Annotated in this window: 13 protein-coding genes and 1 tRNA gene; 13 read left to right on the top strand and 1 reads right to left on the bottom strand. The window is 44.3% G+C overall.

Annotated features, from left to right (window positions below):
- Position 1 precedes the first annotated feature (1 nt).
- Both MHB54_RS05395 and MHB54_RS05390 read left to right on the top strand, forming a co-directional pair.
- A complete protein-coding gene (locus tag MHB54_RS05395; protein ID WP_010349245.1) occupies positions 2–961 on the top strand; it encodes an ABC transporter permease in 960 nt (319 codons plus the stop codon).
- Positions 962–1,343: 382 nt separating this feature from the next.
- Entirely contained in the window at positions 1,344–1,691 is a 348-nt protein-coding gene (locus tag MHB54_RS05390; protein ID WP_023987757.1) for a hypothetical protein, read from the top strand.
- A gap of 34 nt (positions 1,692–1,725) precedes the next feature.
- Here MHB54_RS05390 and MHB54_RS05385 read toward each other — a convergent pair whose 3' ends face one another.
- The gene (locus tag MHB54_RS05385) at positions 1,726–2,166 is read right to left on the bottom strand and encodes a GNAT family N-acetyltransferase (RefSeq protein WP_068940002.1); all 441 of its coding nucleotides are present in this window, start codon (positions 2,164–2,166) and stop codon (positions 1,726–1,728) included.
- Between the two features lie 613 nt (positions 2,167–2,779).
- Between MHB54_RS05385 and ilvB the strand changes: the two genes are divergently transcribed.
- The 11 genes from ilvB to MHB54_RS05330 all read left to right on the top strand — a co-directional run bounded on the left by ilvB (position 2,780) and on the right by MHB54_RS05330 (position 16,065).
- Entirely contained in the window at positions 2,780–4,525 is a 1,746-nt protein-coding gene (ilvB, locus tag MHB54_RS05380; protein ID WP_023987759.1) for a biosynthetic-type acetolactate synthase large subunit, read from the top strand.
- A 1-nt stretch (position 4,526) separates the two neighbouring features.
- Positions 4,527–5,012, top strand: a complete 486-nt coding sequence (gene ilvN, locus MHB54_RS05375) for an acetolactate synthase small subunit (RefSeq protein ID WP_023987760.1) — start codon at positions 4,527–4,529, stop codon at positions 5,010–5,012.
- A gap of 161 nt (positions 5,013–5,173) precedes the next feature.
- Positions 5,174–6,166, top strand: a complete 993-nt coding sequence (gene ilvC / locus MHB54_RS05370) for a ketol-acid reductoisomerase (protein WP_013309387.1) — start codon at positions 5,174–5,176, stop codon at positions 6,164–6,166.
- 123 nt (positions 6,167–6,289) lie between these two features.
- On the top strand, positions 6,290–7,831 hold the full coding sequence (locus MHB54_RS05365) for a 2-isopropylmalate synthase (RefSeq protein ID WP_025724101.1): 1,542 nt from the start codon (positions 6,290–6,292) through the stop codon (positions 7,829–7,831).
- A gap of 204 nt (positions 7,832–8,035) precedes the next feature.
- Positions 8,036–9,112 carry a 3-isopropylmalate dehydrogenase gene (gene leuB, locus MHB54_RS05360; protein WP_023987762.1) on the top strand — a complete coding sequence of 359 codons (1,077 nt, stop codon included), beginning with the start codon at positions 8,036–8,038 and terminating at the stop codon, positions 9,110–9,112.
- Between the two features lie 322 nt (positions 9,113–9,434).
- A complete protein-coding gene (locus MHB54_RS05355) occupies positions 9,435–9,974 on the top strand; it encodes a peroxiredoxin (protein WP_023987763.1) in 540 nt (179 codons plus the stop codon).
- A 260-nt stretch (positions 9,975–10,234) separates the two neighbouring features.
- A complete protein-coding gene (locus MHB54_RS05350; RefSeq protein WP_013309391.1) occupies positions 10,235–10,651 on the top strand; it encodes a hypothetical protein in 417 nt (138 codons plus the stop codon).
- Positions 10,652–10,988: 337 nt separating this feature from the next.
- Entirely contained in the window at positions 10,989–12,092 is a 1,104-nt protein-coding gene (locus tag MHB54_RS05345; protein WP_023987764.1) for an ATP-binding protein, read from the top strand.
- Positions 12,093–12,433: 341 nt separating this feature from the next.
- Positions 12,434–14,575, top strand: coding sequence for a bifunctional diguanylate cyclase/phosphodiesterase (locus MHB54_RS05340; protein WP_264454019.1), 2,142 nt, complete (start codon positions 12,434–12,436; stop codon positions 14,573–14,575).
- A gap of 107 nt (positions 14,576–14,682) precedes the next feature.
- Positions 14,683–14,753 (top strand) — tRNA-Gly (locus MHB54_RS05335).
- Positions 14,754–15,063: 310 nt separating this feature from the next.
- Positions 15,064–16,065 carry a polysaccharide lyase family 1 protein gene (locus tag MHB54_RS05330; RefSeq protein ID WP_413630619.1) on the top strand — a complete coding sequence of 334 codons (1,002 nt, stop codon included), beginning with the start codon at positions 15,064–15,066 and terminating at the stop codon, positions 16,063–16,065.
- The last annotated feature ends 350 nt before the right edge of the window (positions 16,066–16,415 follow it).

Raw genomic sequence — 16,415 nt, 5'->3', positions numbered from 1 at the left:
AATGAGTTGGTTAACACTTGGTGAATTAATCCATACAACGCTCGTTTTTGCGACGGCGATTATTTTTGCGTCTCTCGGCGGAGTTTTTTCAGAAAAATCCGGTGTAACGAACCTCGGGTTGGAAGGACTTATGGTATTTGGAGCGTTTGCAGCGGGTGTTGGCGGATTTTATGCCGAGCAAGCTGGACTAGGAGGCACCTCTGCGGCTTGGGTAGGTGTGCTGTCAGCTGCCGTGTTCGGTATTTTGGTTTCGCTAATTCATGCTGTAGCCTCTATTACGTTTAAAGCCGATCAGGTTATAAGCGGTATAGTTATTAACTTTCTGGCAGCAGGTAGTACACTGTACATGGTTAAGCTTTTATTTGAGGGAGATGGTGACACCGGTCGGATTCAGGGTTTTAACGAAATATCGATCCCTTACCTTGTGGATATCCCGATTGCAGGAAAAGCCTTTTTCCAAGCTTACCCAACGACATATTTAGCCATTCTATTAGTTATTATTGGCTATTTTACTTTGTATAAAACACCGTTTGGCTTGCGTTTGCGTTCCGTTGGGGAGCATCCAGGAGCGGCCGATACAGTGGGTATTAAAGTAAATCGTCTTCGTTATATTGGCGTTATGATCAGTGGGGCGTTGGCTGGGATTGGTGGAGCTACAATTACTCTGACTACAACCAACATGTTCTCGCACAATACAGTTTCGGGGCAGGGATATATTGCTATTGCCGCTATGATTTTCGGTAAATGGAATCCGCTCGGCGCTTTTGGCGCAGCAGTGTTTTTTGGTTTTTCACAAGCCATTCGCAACTATGTGCAGCTGTTCGCATGGTCGCAAAGTATTCCCCAGGAAATTATTTTTATGTTGCCGTATCTCCTGACGATTATTGTACTGGTAGCGGCTGTCGGACGTTCACGCGCTCCGGCCGCTTTAGGTCAACTTTATGATCCAAGCAAGCGTTAAAACTTATAGACAGCTAATGTGCATGTTTTGAAAAATGTACATTGGTGTGAGGATTTTGCAAAAATCCCATAAGCGACTTCCAGTGAACAAGATATAGATCGAAATGGTTTAGTTCGTCTATATCTTGCTTCGGAGCGACTGGAATCGAATTTCGCAAAATCCTGGTGTATAAAAAATCTGGTATCTGCATGTGCAGGTACCAGATTTTTTTATATTGTGCAGGCATTTAAACATACGCTACTGGCATGAATGGAATAGACTGTGCTATGCAGATTGGACGGGACGCTCGGCCCCTGTCAGCTCCGGTCTATTTTGTGGTGGTGATGAGCTATCAAGGAGCCGTTCAATCTGTCCATCCGTTGAGAAAGAAGGAGGAAATACGATGAAACAGGCAGTAACCAGAAAGCAGGTGGAGAAGCTTGTCGGCAAAGTCATCTTTGCTACTCGTAAGGATGGTTCCCAGGTCAGCGGCAAGCTGATTCGCATTTCGGGTAACCGACTGGTTCTTCAACCAAACCGCAAGAAAAAGGTAAACACGAAGGCGATTATTCCTCTGGTGCTGTTTGACTTGCTTGCCATCGGCACAGCTCCATACATTGGTGCCTATGGTGGGGGATATGGAGGCTACGGTCCAGGTTATGGAGGACCAGGATATGGTCCGCAGCCAGGCCCGTATACAGACGGGGGATACCCCGGAGTAGGATATCCGTATTACCCTAATTTATTTTAGTCATACAAAATTTTGAGCCCGAAAAAGATACTTTTTACAGTGACTTTTCGAGTTCATGGCATCGGCTCAGAGCTACGTATCGCAGTATTTGATATTGATGACGCAGATAAAAATGGATCCCCCTGATATTGTCTTCGTCCACCATAACTTTAGCCCGCTTGCAGCGACGTAGTCGTCCGTAGTGTTCGGCATGCTCCAGCAGTTTTTTTCCGTATCGCATACCTTGATGAGCCGAAGAGATTGCGATCAAATCAATGTATAATAGTTCGCCATGCAGCATAACATGAATGAAGCCAACAACCTGTGCATTATCCGGTCTGCAAGCTACAAAAGTGATGCCCCGGTTTAAGCGCCGGGGTAATTCTTTGCGTATTTGTTCCATTTCTTGGGCACTTAAATGCGATAGGGGGACAAGCTCTTGCTCGATTAGGCGAAAGATGATGGTGTCATCTTGAGAGCTGCGTTTTCGAATCATAAACGGGCCTCCTTTTCTACCCTTTTAACAAGATAAGACGTGGCTTTGGAGGAGTACACTGTCTCACCGTGTGGTCTTTTTTATAATATGCGGGTACCTCTTACAAGCGTGCGACTCTGAGGTGCTTCAGAAAAGAAACATAAATTTTTATGAAATATGGGTATTGACTATCCCAGATGAGAGACATATAATGTGTCTAAACATTTGAAAGAATGACATGAACTCAACGGCAATGAAGAGGACGAAGTGATTAGGGCTCTTTTGTTCAGAGAGTGAGGCATTAGCTGCAAGCTTCACCAAAATCCCTTTTTAACGAGCTCACCTTGGAGCTGTTTTCCTGAAAAGTATTTGGGCCCGATGATATTAACGGTGCGCTGAATCACCTATTAGGGAAAATCGTACGGTCTACGTTACAGACGCCAGATATGGAGATCCTTTGCGATTTCTGTACCTGCCAAGGTTCGATATTGCGAAATATCGGGCAAACACGGGTGGTACCACGGAAGCTACAGCCTTTCGTCCCTCAGTAACAGCAAGTCTGTTCTAGGGATGAAAGGTTTTTTTGTTTTTACAAATGTCAGATGTATGTAAATTTTGTAAAGGAGGATGACCAATGAGTGCACAAATTCCTGAAGTTAGGTCAACCAATGAATTACGTGAAAAGTGGATGAAGCCTGAAGTGATTACAGGTTCGGAAATTTTACTCCGTAGCCTGTTGCTGGAGGGAGTAGATTGTGTCTTCGGATATCCAGGTGGTGCAGTGCTTTATATCTATGATGCCATGTATGGCTTTAAGGATTTCAAGCATGTCCTCACTCGTCACGAGCAAGGAGCTATTCATGCGGCAGATGGTTATGCACGGGCGAGCGGTAAAGTGGGCGTATGTATCGCGACTTCTGGACCTGGAGCGACAAACCTGGTAACTGGTATTGCGACAGCTTTTATGGATTCGGTGCCGTTGGTGGTCATCACGGGTAACGTTATATCTTCCCTGATCGGTACGGATGCTTTCCAGGAAGCCGATATCACGGGAATTACAATGCCGATTACGAAGCACAGCTATCTGGTAAGAGATGTAGAGGATCTGCCGCGAATCATCCATGAGGCATTTCATATTGCCAACACAGGGCGGAAGGGACCGGTGCTGATTGATATTCCGAAGGATATTTCCGCAGCCCAGACGTTGTTCGTTCCACAAACGGGACCAGTGACCATGCGGGGTTATAACCCGAAAGTGCTGCCCAACAAAATTCAACTAGACAAGCTAACTCAAGCTATTTCCGAAGCAGAACGTCCATTCATTCTGGCAGGTGGAGGAGTTGTATACTCCGGTGGACATGAAGCACTTTACGAGTTTGTTCGTAAAACGGAAATTCCTATTACGACAACATTGCTCGGATTGGGTGGTTTCCCAAGTGGACATGAACTGTGGACGGGGATGCCGGGGATGCATGGAACATACACCTCCAATCAGGCGATTCAACAGTCAGATCTGTTGATCTGTATCGGAGCCCGCTTCGATGATCGGGTAACAGGCAAGTTGGATGGGTTTGCTCCTCAAGCTAAAATCGTCCACATTGATATCGACCCTGCTGAAATTGGAAAAAATGTTGCAGCAGATATTCCTATCGTGGGTGACGTGAAGGCAGTGCTGGAATTGCTGAATCAGGATGTGAAACGCGCGGATCGAGCTGATGCATGGAGAGCACAAATTCAGCATTGGAAGAATGAGAAACCTTATTCTTATAAGGATTCTGAAACGGTGCTTAAACCACAATGGGTTGTTGAGTTGTTGGATGAAACGACCAAGGGCGGCGCAATCGTAACGACGGACGTGGGACAGCATCAAATGTGGGCAGCGCAGTATTACAAATTCAATCAGCCACGCTCATGGGTCACCTCTGGTGGACTCGGTACGATGGGATTTGGTTTCCCTTCTGCAATCGGTGCTCAGATGGCCAATCCCGACAGATTAGTAATATCGATTAACGGGGACGGCGGTATGCAGATGTGTTCGCAGGAATTAGCCATCTGTGCAATCAATAACATTCCGGTTAAAATCGTTATTATCAACAACCAGGTGCTTGGAATGGTTCGCCAATGGCAGGAATTGATCTATGACAATCGGTACAGTCACATTGACCTGGCTGGAAGTCCGGATTTTGTGAAACTTGCCGAAGCATACGGTGTCAAAGGGCTGCGTGCTACGAATAAGGAAGAGGCACGTCGGGCTTGGCAGGAGGCGCTTGATACACCCGGACCGGTCGTTGTCGAGTTTGTAGTCAGCAAGGAAGAGAATGTATATCCGATGGTGACGCAAGGTTCGACAATTGATCAAATGCTGATGGGGGACGAGTAAAATGACAACAAAAAATACCATTGCTGTACTGGTAAATGATCAACCCGGCGTTTTGCAACGTGTGTCCGGCCTGTTCGGTCGCCGAGGCTTTAACATTGAGAGCATAACTGTGGGACAATCGGAAGAAGTTGGATTATCCCGTATGGTCATTGTGACTGTAGGGGATGAGAACAACCTGGAGCAGATTGAAAAGCAGCTTTACAAGCTGGTTGATGTGATCAAGGTCATTGATCTCAGTTCCAAGCCGATGGTAGCTCGGGAATTGGCGATGATAAAGGTGAAGGCAGAACCGCCTCAGCGGCCAGAGATCATGGGCGTGGTAGAAACATTCAGAGCAGCTGTAATTGATGTTGGAACGACGAGCTTGATCGTACAGGTCATTGGCGATACAGAAAAAATTGATGCCATGATCGAGTTGTTGAAGCCTTACGGTATTCGGGAGTTGACTCGAACCGGGGTTACAGCTATGATACGTGGCAATGCTTAATATGGAGCTTTAACGAATTACCGCTTATAGCGCATTACATCAATAAAGAACCGCCCGCATAAGAGCGGGGGCTCGAAGAGATTTTTAGATACTAATCACGAGGGAGTCTCTTGGAGTACCCGCTCATTATGAAGGGTCCAATTAAAAGGAGGAAATTAACCATGGCAGTTACAACGTACTACGAAAAAGATGCAGAACTCAGCGTATTGAAAGGAAAGACAGTGGCCGTTATCGGTTACGGTAGCCAAGGACATGCTCAGGCACAAAACTTGCGTGACAGTGGTGTGAATGTTGTTATTGGTTTGCGTGAAGGCAAATCAGCTGATGTCGCAAGAAACGACGGTTTCGAAGTTCTGAACGTAGCTGATGCAACAAGCCGTGCAGATGTGGTTCAAATTTTGTTACCTGATGAAACTCAAGCTTCTGTGTACAAAAATGAAATTGAACCTAACCTGAAAAAAGGCGCAGCTCTTTTGTTCTCCCATGGTTTCAACGTTCATTTTGGACAAATCGTAGCTCCTAAAGATAGCGATGTATTGCTGGTTGCTCCAAAATCCCCAGGACATATGGTACGTCGTACCTATGTAGAAGGGTTTGGGGTACCGGGGTTGATCGCAATTGAGCAGGATGCAACGGGTCAAGCCAAAGAAATCGGTCTTGCTTACGCAAAAGGCATTGGCTGTACACGTGCGGGCGTAATTGAAACCTCCTTCCGTGAAGAAACGGAGACGGATCTGTTCGGTGAGCAGGCGGTATTGTGTGGCGGCGTGAGCGCACTTGTAAAAGCGGGCTTTGAAACATTGACTGAAGCAGGTTATGCTCCTGAGATGGCATACTTTGAATGCTTGCATGAGCTTAAGCTGATCGTTGACCTGATGTATGAAGGTGGATTGGCAACGATGCGTGATTCCATCAGTAATACAGCGGAATATGGCGATTATGTAACTGGACCACGCGTGGTAACGGAAGATACGAAGAAAGCCATGAAGGATGTATTGACTGACATTCAACAAGGTAAATTTGCTCGTGACTTCATCCTTGAAAATCAATCTGGACGTGCATTCCTGACGGCTACTCGTCGTAATGAAGCTAACCATCCGATTGAAGTGGTGGGCGGACAATTGCGTGAAATGATGCATTGGATCAAAAAGTAATAATCTTTTGTACTATGAACTCGACAACATGAATTATTTATAAATATTAATTACAATGCGGCCCTGCTTATTGCGTGAGCCGCATTGTAATTTAAGGGTCCTATCCTGAGGAGGTGCGTTAGGTTGCGCAAAATATATATATTTGACACAACGTTGAGAGACGGAGAACAGTCACCTGGCGTGAACTTGAATACTCGTGAGAAAGTGGAGATCGCTCATCAGTTGGAGAAGCTGGGAATCGATCGTATGGAGGCTGGGTTCCCGGCTGCTTCTCCGGGTGATCTGGCGGCTGTTAATGCAGTAGCAAAAGCTGTAAAAAATTCGACGGTTATTGGCCTTTCACGTGCAAGGGAACAGGATATTGATGCGGTTCGCGAGGCACTCAAGGGAGCTCAGGACCCGTGTATCCATATCTTTTTGGCAACTTCTCCTATTCACCGTCAGCACAAGCTGCGGATGGAGAAGGCACAGGTATTGGAAACCGCTCGTGCTGCCATACGCTATGGGTTGAAATATTTGCCTAAAGTGGAGTTTTCTTTGGAGGATGCAGGTCGTACAGAGCTTGATTTTGTGGTTGAAATGGTCACTATGGCTGTACAAGAAGGGGCTTCTGTCGTCAATATTCCAGATACGGTAGGTTACTTGACACCCTACGAGTATGGAAATATATTCAAACACATTAAGGAAAATGTGGTCGATGTGGAGAAGATTCAATTGAGTGCACATTGCCACAATGACCTGGGAATGGCTACCGCTAATACACTTGCTGCCATTCTGAACGGTGCGGATCAGATTGAGGGAACCATTAACGGTATCGGTGAACGCGCTGGGAACACGGCTATTGAGGAAATCGCTATGGCACTGGAGACGAGACAGGAATTTTTTCAGGCCAAAACGTCTCTGCAATTGTCTGAAATTGCGCGCACGAGCCGTTTGGTTAGCCGTTTGACGGGGATGGTAGTGCCGGGCAACAAGGCGATTGTTGGAGCCAATGCTTTTGCGCACGAATCAGGTATTCATCAAGACGGTATGCTGAAAGAGAAAACGACCTATGAAATCATGACACCAGAAAGTATCGGTCTGAAAGAAAGCAAACTGGTACTCGGTAAGCACTCAGGTCGTCATGCTTTCCGTGAGCGTTTGATCGAGTTGGGCTACGAATTGAACGAAGAAGATCTGAATCGCGCTTTTGGGCAGTTCAAGGATTTGGCTGATAAGAAGAAGGAAGTTTCGGACGATGATATTTTGGCATTGCTGGAAGAAAAATTGGCCGATGCACCTGAAGTTTTCAAGCTGGAAACCATCTTTGTTACCTATGGGAACAAGGCTACGCCTTCCGCACAAGTGCGTCTGGTTAACGATGAAGGTCAGGTTATCGAGACAGAAGCTGAAGGAAATGGTTCAGTCGATGCGATCTATAATGCGATTGACCAAGCCAGCAGCGAGAGCGTTGTACTTTCAGATTACTCCATCAAGTCTGTTACCCATGGTAAGGACGCTCTGGGTGAAGTCCATGTAGTACTGACGCAAAACGGACTGTCTGTACAGGGACGCGGGGTAAGCACCGATATTCTGGAAGCAAGTGCTCGGGCTTACGTGGATGCGCTGAATGGTTTGATCGACAAGCGTAAAAACTACAGTAATCGCGTAGATTATAAATCTTAATTTTATGTAGACTTAAGAGTTGGATATATACAGGATCGGGTGTTTCCGGTCCTGTTTTCTTTTTCTCTGATGAAAAAACAAGCTTATAGGCTGTGCCTATTGAATTGATAGATTCTATATCTTGGTCAAAGCCCTGCCATGTATGTTACAAAGAAGGTATGAAAAATACAGTTGTATAGCTGTATAACAAGAGGAGTGTACGTGATGGCAGACGTTAAAAAGATTGCGGTAATAGCGGGAGATGGAATTGGACCGGAAGTGGTCGCAGAGGCAGAAAAAATTTTGAAACGTACGGAAGAAGTGTTCGGCCTTTCATTTGAAACGGAGCATGCGCTGTTCGGCGGGATTGCGATTGATAAGAAGGGCACACCATTGCCAGAAGAAACACTGGCAGTATGTCAAACTGCAGATGCCGTTCTGCTGGGAGCGGTAGGAGGACCACAATGGGACAACAATCCAAAGGAACTTCGTCCTGAAACCGGACTGCTGGGCATACGCAAAGAGCTCGGTCTATTTTCGAATCTTCGTCCTGCTGTCGTCTTCGACTGCCTCAAGGACGCGTCTACATTGAAACCGGAAGTGTTGGAAGGAACGGACCTGATCGTGGTGCGCGAACTGACGGGCGGCATTTATTTCGGCGAGAAGTTCAGACGAGAAAGTCCTCAAGGTGAGGAAGCAGTTGATACTTGTGCATATAATGTAACGGAAGTAGAGCGTATTGTGCGCCAATCTTTCGAAATTGCACAAAAACGTCGCAAAAAACTTGCATCGGTGGATAAGGCTAATGTACTGGAAACCTCCCGTTTATGGCGTGAAGTAGTTAACCGGGTTGCTGTAGACTACCCGGATGTCGAGTTGGAGCATGTATTGGTCGATAACTGTGCCATGCAATTGCTGCGTCGTCCATCTAGCTTTGACGTCATCGTGACGGAAAATATGTTTGGTGACATTCTCAGTGATGAAGCGGCTATGCTGACCGGATCCATCGGCATGCTCTCCTCCGCATCACTTGGACAAGGCAGCTTCGGCCTATACGAGCCGGTACATGGATCGGCGCCTGACATTGCAGGTCAAGGACTGGCGAATCCCATTGCAACGATTTTGTCCGTTGCTTTGATGTTCCGTCTCACCTTCGGGTACGAGAAGGCAGCTGATGCCATTGAGAAAGCGGTAGCTGAGGTACTGGATGCAGGGCACCGTACGGCGGATATTGCGGTGGATAAATCTCAAGCGATCTCGACAACTCAAATGGGCGATCTGATCGCAGCAGCTATTCGTTAAAAGCTTTGTAAATGTACCCGTTCTGAAAAAAAAGCTTCCTATTATATAGTAAGGTTATACAGTACAGCCTTTTCTGCAGATGTTTAGCACAGTAGCTCCTGAGCAATCAGGAGCTACTTGTATATTCGAAAGTTCAAAATGTGAATAAGTTGTGAATTTTCAAGCTAGTTTAAAATAATTATAAAAAAGTAATGGTTACAATATTGACTTTGATTTCAGCGAATGATAACATTTATCAAGTAAGTTGTTCATTACAATACAGATGATTGAGGAAAGCACATTCGGTGTTTTTCTTACATATTTTAAAGGAGGATTTCATATTATGGCAGAAAGATTGGTAGGAAGACCCGCCCCTGATTTTGCATTGGAAACAGTGACTGGAGACGGTCAAGAATTTGGTTCGGTGAAGCTTTCCGATTACCGTGGCAAGTGGCTCGTATTTTTCTTCTATCCACTGGATTTCACTTTTGTGTGCCCTACGGAAATTACAGCATTGAGCGATGCTGCTGACCAATTCAAAGAGCTGGATACTGAAATTCTGGGTATCAGTGTAGACTCCGTGCACAGCCACAAAGCATGGATTAACACAGCTAAAGAAAACAACGGTCTGGGCAAACTGAACTTCCCATTGGCTTCTGACATCACGAAAAAAACAGCAAGCGATTATGGCGTTCTGATCGAAGAAGAAGGCGTTGCATTGCGCGGCTTGTTCATCATTGATCCAGAAGGCGAATTGAAATATCAAGTGGTTAACCACAACGACGTAGGCCGCAGTGTGGAAGAAACTTTGCGTGTACTGCAAGCTTTGCAATCCGGTGGCTTGTGCCCAATGAACTGGAAACCAGGCGATCAAAATCTGTAATATAAGCTTCACAAGTTGAAATTAAACAAGCAAGCCCCCAACTAGCGGTTACTCTGCCGTTATTGGGGGCTTGCTTGCCTGCTCTGTGCAGCGGAAGATGTGAGGATAGCCTGTTTGAATGAGACAATACAGAGTGAAGTAACAAATAATTATGGAAATGTTGTTGTGTTCTGGAGGAATTTTGCCTGATGAAAGCGAATAAGGTATTGTAGAAGATAAACAAGGCAGAACAGGTTTTGTTCAGAGGAGGCTGAGCCCGGATGAGTTATTGCTGTGGAGCAAGCATGGTAGGAACCAAGGGAACGCTGAAGCATTACCGCACCCAAGTTCATAATGTTCCTTTGCTGTTTTGCCCGGTATGTCGTCGCATTGAAGTTCATTATAAAGTCGAAAATGAGTATGAAATTTTGGCTGAATATGCACATGGAGATGGGGCAACCGAGATTGATTTTCAGGATTATGTCATGGAAGACGATGATACGATATTTGAAAATTGTGTGAATCGTGAAAGTGAAGATGCGTTTGAAATTGTGAAGCGTCAAATTGACATATCCCTGGATTTATTGATGGTAGCCAAACAGATGAATGATGAAAAATGGCAGGGAGAGCTTAAGAGAAGACTGGCCGTTATGAGCCAAAGACGATCCCGGCTTCAACATAATAAGAGCGGCAGTTGACATCCTACACACCAAAGAAGCTCTCAATTCTGGAGAGCTTCTTTGGTGTGTAGGGCGCTTGTTCCTAACGTAATCTTTCATTTTGGTAATGTTGCGCAGATATTATGACGAAAGAAAACAGGATAAAAATGTGGATTCGACACTTTTTCCGATTGACTGCGATCCTTAATCTTGTCTATCATAAAATAAGACTCGAATTGGAAACAGATGGTCGGATTTCTGTGAAACTGTTTTCTACACCATTGAAGGGTAGTCGATAGATGCCTTTCTCTTCTTCAAGATTATTACGCGTCCGATACGGCCAGTTTGTCATTCCGAAACAAGGGGGAAGCCTGGCATGATCAGTGAATTCCAAGAAGCCTTGCTTGATACCGTGGGAGCTTGTCCTTCCACACAGATCGCCAATAACAAGTATGAAAATGTGCTGGAGAACCTGGATAGTGGTATCATGCTGTTTGACAGTGACGGGGTACTGACCTTTATTAACGTGCAAATGGCGAAATTGCTGGAGCTACCACGGAGTTCGCTAGCAGGTCGCAATTTGATGCAAATTTTGCATCATCCTGAGTTAAGTCGGTTTAAGAAGAAGAAAATCATGCGGATTTATAAAGAAACTATCTTTCATAGAAAGCGCTATCATGAGTTGATTGATGAGTATGGTCGGCATTGGTTGATAACAGTGACCTACGGTGATCAGATGGATGGCGATTTTTTGTTTAGCGTCAAGGATGTGTCGGATTATAAGCAGATTGAGCAGACGGCGTATCAAAACGATAAGCTGGCGATGCTGGGACGCATCTCTGCCTCTATCGCCCATGAAATCCGTAACCCGCTTACCGCAATCCGGGGCTTTATTCAATTGCTTCGACCGCATTTGGTGGAGTTGGGCAGGGATGAGTATGCTCGGATTATATTAACAGAGATTGATCGTGCGAACGACATTATTTATGAGTTCTTAAATTCGTCCAAGCCTTCGGCTCCGCAAAAAACGGCTGTATCTGTGATGGGGCTACTGAAAGAGGTAGTGATGCTGACAGAAAGCGAAGCATTGATGAAGGGTTGCCAGATTGCATTGGATGAAAATGATGAGCTCATGAAGGTTTCCATTGACGTGAAGCAGATTAAGCAGGTTATCCTCAATATGATTAAAAATGCGATGGATGCCATTGAAAGCATCGGTGGGGAACGAGAGGGCTGCATCGATATCCATACAGTGCTTGAGGGCAATTATGTTCACATTTGTATTGAAGATAACGGATTAGGTATGGATCACAATACATTGGCGCGTTTATTTGATCCTTTTTTTACAACAAAAGAAAGTGGAACCGGATTGGGACTGGCTGTGAGCTATCGAATTATCAAAAATCACGGAGGCTTCATACATGTAGACAGTAAACATGGAAGTGGCACACAATTTAAAATTACGCTTCCTGTAGTTTAATATGGGGAGGTTTTCGCAGAGGGGTCCTGTACATACTATTTCTTTTATGTTGTGCAGCGTTGGGGTATAGGTATCACCTTTTTGGAAAAGGTTGTCTGAAGCGCATAATCTGACAAGATGATGCGCTTTTTTGGTGCTGTAAGCTCGGTTATTTGCGTAAATGCGAAAATGAATTCACGAATTTAAGACAAAAAAATGATTCACCTTTCACAGATTAAATGCTATTATATACCAGAATACAACATTATTTTTGATACTATAGACTTAAACAACGGCTTCCAAAGCTGTCAAACGTCTTAGATGATCGGAATCTCCGATATGCAGGGGGCTGAAGAGGCTGAATGAGTATACGGCTGGAAGTAAAAAAAACGATAGGTATCGGCATTGCTTCGATAGTTTTGTTTGTCTTGGTTCAGTTATTTCACGTAACTTTGAATAAGATATACTCCCATAATGTTTTTTTCTTGTTATATCCGATTGTAGGATTTGCCTGTGCTGCGATTTGTTTTTCTATTTTTTATCAATCCTGGTCCGTTTTACTGGAACAGTTATCTTTGCAGAGGCTTCTTATTGCCCCGACGTTTTTGGTGGCTGGTCTGCTTTACCTTGTTCATATTGTTTCGTTTAGTTTCGTAAGCCTGACGGACTTTGCTTTGTCTCCGGGCATTTCGTTATGGCTGCTATTTGTAAATCGTGCCTTTACCGCTGTCTTGCTCTTATGTGTTTGTTTCCTCCCGTTTAGCAAGACGAAGTCTGAATACAAAACAGTGGCTTTGTGGGCGGGGATAGGCTGCACTTTGCTGATTCTAGGAGTTATTAAGACATTTGGTGCAGGCTTACCGGATCTACGTATACGATACGAAATAGGCAACCTGGGCTGGACGTTAAATCTGGCTGTGATGTTACTGCTTGTACTCACTTTTATTTTCGGGGTGAGAAAATATCGGAAAGCCCGCCCGGCAGAGTTGGGCATGTTGCTTATTATTCGTGGGATTGGGCTGTGTGTTGTGAGTCAGTTGTTCTATTTATTTGCTGAGCAAATGAGCGATATTAATCACCTTCTGGGACTTTTGACCAACGCGATAGCATTTTATAATATGTTGAGCGGGCTGGTTCGGTTGATGGTTCTGGTTCCTTATCGTGAAAAGCAGGCAGCAGAATCTGAGTTTAATCACATTGCTTATAATGATGATATAACAGGACTCCCCAATCGTCGTCGCCTTTCCCAACGCTTAGATAAAATATTGCGCAAATCATTAAAATCGGATGAGACAGTAGCGCTTTTAGTGCTAAATATTGATCGTTTCAAGGCGATTAATGATTCGCTTGGACATATGGCAGGGAATTATTTGCTGTATGCAGTAGGCGAACGCTTGGGGCATTTTAGCCATGAAGGGGAAGCTGTCTTTAGCATGGGCGGAGATGAATTTGCCTTTCTTCTAACGGGATACGACGATACAGATGCTATGAGAAATCGTATTGATGAAATGGTGAAGCTGTTCGATCAGCCTTTCGATATTGATGGAGAGTCTTATCATGTGACGGTGAGCGTTGGTATAGCTTTATACCCGTTGGATGCGAATCAGAGTGAACAGCTTATTCAGCAGGCGGATACGGCTGTCCATAGTGCCAAAGAGCAGGGAGTGAATTTTCAGCGGTATGCCAGCGCGATGCAGATGCGAGCGCATGAAAGACTCCAGCTGGAAAATGATCTGCGGCGAGCACTTGAAAATGAGGAATTTTCATTGGTGTATCAACCACGTGTCCACCTGCAAAGTGGTGAGCTCACGAGTTTGGAGGCGCTGGTGCGCTGGAATCATCCTCATCGTGGGATGGTGATGCCGGGCGATTTTATTCCGGTGGCTGAAGAAAGTGGTTTAATTGTGCCCTTGGGAGAATGGGTGTTACGGGAGGCTTGTCTGCAAAATAAGCAGTGGCAGGAGCTCGGGTACCCACCAATCCCGATTTCGGTCAATTTATCCATGCGCCAATTTCAGCAAAAAAAGCTGGTGGATGTAATTCGGGGCATTTTGACCTATACGGAACTTGAAGCACGCTATCTAGAGCTGGAGATTACCGAAAGTATGACCTTTGATAAGGATCGGGCCTTTGAACAGTTGAAAAAAATAAAGGCTATTGGTGTCGCAATCAGTATTGATGATTTTGGAACTGGCTATAGCTCATTGCATTATTTGAAGAATCTCCCGATAGATCGTCTAAAAATTGACCGTTCCTTTGTAAATGAGGTACTGGTCGACAGCAAAAATGCGGCAATTGTATCTACTATTGCCTCCATGGCTCACCATTTGAAGCTGAAGGTTACGGCTGAAGGGGTGGAAAATGAGGAGCAACTTCATTTTTTGCAGGCACAGGATTGTCATGAGGGTCAGGGATATTACTTTAGTCGCCCCATTCCGGCAGAAGTCTTTGAAAAATTGTTTTTACGTAAACCTATGAATTGGCTGGCTCAGGATAGTATGTAGTATGCTTGCATTTTGCTGAAAGGTAAGTTATACTAAATAACATCCTGATTCAGCTGGTTGACGATAGGTTAAGCGTGTCATACATAAGAATCGCGATGTTATAAAATGCGGGTGTAGTTCAATGGTAGAACTTCAGCCTTCCAAGCTGATAGCGTGGGTTCGATTCCCATCACCCGCTTACTGTTTTAAGAAGTTCGGAACCCTTGTGACGCAAGGGCTTTTGTTTTATTTGGAGCTAGATAAATACATTATAGCCGGGATGCCAACGGGGTATCACGGCTTTTTTGCGTTCTTACGAACTATTTTTACATTGCTGCACAAAATAAAATATAAAATATTTATCTTATATGCTATAAATAAACAGATAAAAAGAACTATTTACCAATTACTAAAAAATAAGTATAGTCGCATTGTTAGGATTTAACTAAAAAAAGGATGGTGTAGCTGCAATGAGGAAATTTACTTTTCTGTTTTTAGCATTAACTTTGATGCTGTTTAATTTTCCAGCAAGTTCTACGTTCGCCGCTGCTGATTTTCCAAATACGTCGACGAATGGAATGACTGGTTTTGCCGGACAGGCTAAAAGTGAAAATGGAGCTGCGAAGTCTGCCACAACGGGGGGAAAAGGTGGTCAGGTCATCTATATCAATAATCTAAACGATTTGAAAAACCAGTTAGGGGATTCAACCCCTAAAATTCTGGTAATCGAAAAAAATATTTCTGCCTCCTCTAAAACCGTGGTCAACATTGGTTCCAACAAATCACTCATTGGTTCTTACGCGCAAAACAAGCTGGTTAACATTCATTTGAAAACAACAAATAATTCGGGAAATGTGATCTTTCAAAATTTAACTTTTGAGCACAGTGCCAACATTAACGGTAACGATGACATCCAACTTTATCTCACGGCAGGTACAAATTATTGGATTGATCATGTTACATTTGCAGGTCACAATTATAATGCGAATGGCTCGGATTTGGACAAACTTTTGTACATAGGTCAATCGGCTGATTATGTAACCATTAGTAACTCCAAATTTGCCAATCACAAATATGGTCTCATTTTGGGATACCCTGATGATGGCAATAAAAATTATGATGGCATGCCCCATATCACGATCGCCAATAATTACTTTGAAAACTTGCTTGTACGTGGCCCAGGACTTATGAGATATGGATATTTCCATGTTAAAAATAATTATATTAATAATTTCCAGCTTGCTTACACCATTGCTACGAATGCAAGAATCTATTCTGAGTACAACTACTTTGGAAAAGGTAGTGAAAAGGGCGGTATTCTTGATGATAAAGCCAATGGCGAGTTTAAAGATGTGGGGAGTTTACCCGCCATCAACAACCAAAAATCGCGTGTAACCAACTGGAACCCAAGCAAAAACTATAGCTATCAGGTACAGACTCCTGAATATACTAAAGAGTTTGTAACGAAATATGCAGGTTCGTCCAATACAACTTTGGTATTCGGAAAATAACGCGGGTTATTTGCAAATGTGTTGTGATCTGCTATACTGACTGCAAGTAAGTATCCCATGAAAAGGAAGGTAACCATACGTCCGATGAAGTAAGCACACTGATTTTCCCACTTAACTGCACAGTTACTGGCAGGCGGCTGTAAGCTGCAACGGGAGAAGTGTGTCTGAAAATGAATGTAGGGACGTATGCGTTTATTCCGGAACGGGATTTGGTTTATTCGTTTGCGGTGTTATTTTTCATAAGCGTATGTTCTGAAACGATTCATAACAGTCATTCTATATTCCTTGTATGCAAGCCGCAGCCTTCTGCGGCTTTTTTTATTGCTTCCGGGATCAAAAAACCGGACTGG

This window comes from Paenibacillus sp. FSL M7-0802, assembly GCF_038004945.1.
Lineage (GTDB): Bacteria > Bacillota > Bacilli > Paenibacillales > Paenibacillaceae > Paenibacillus > Paenibacillus polymyxa_B.
The sequence above is the reverse complement of the archived record's forward strand: the minus strand, read 5'-3'. Positions and strand labels throughout refer to the sequence as shown.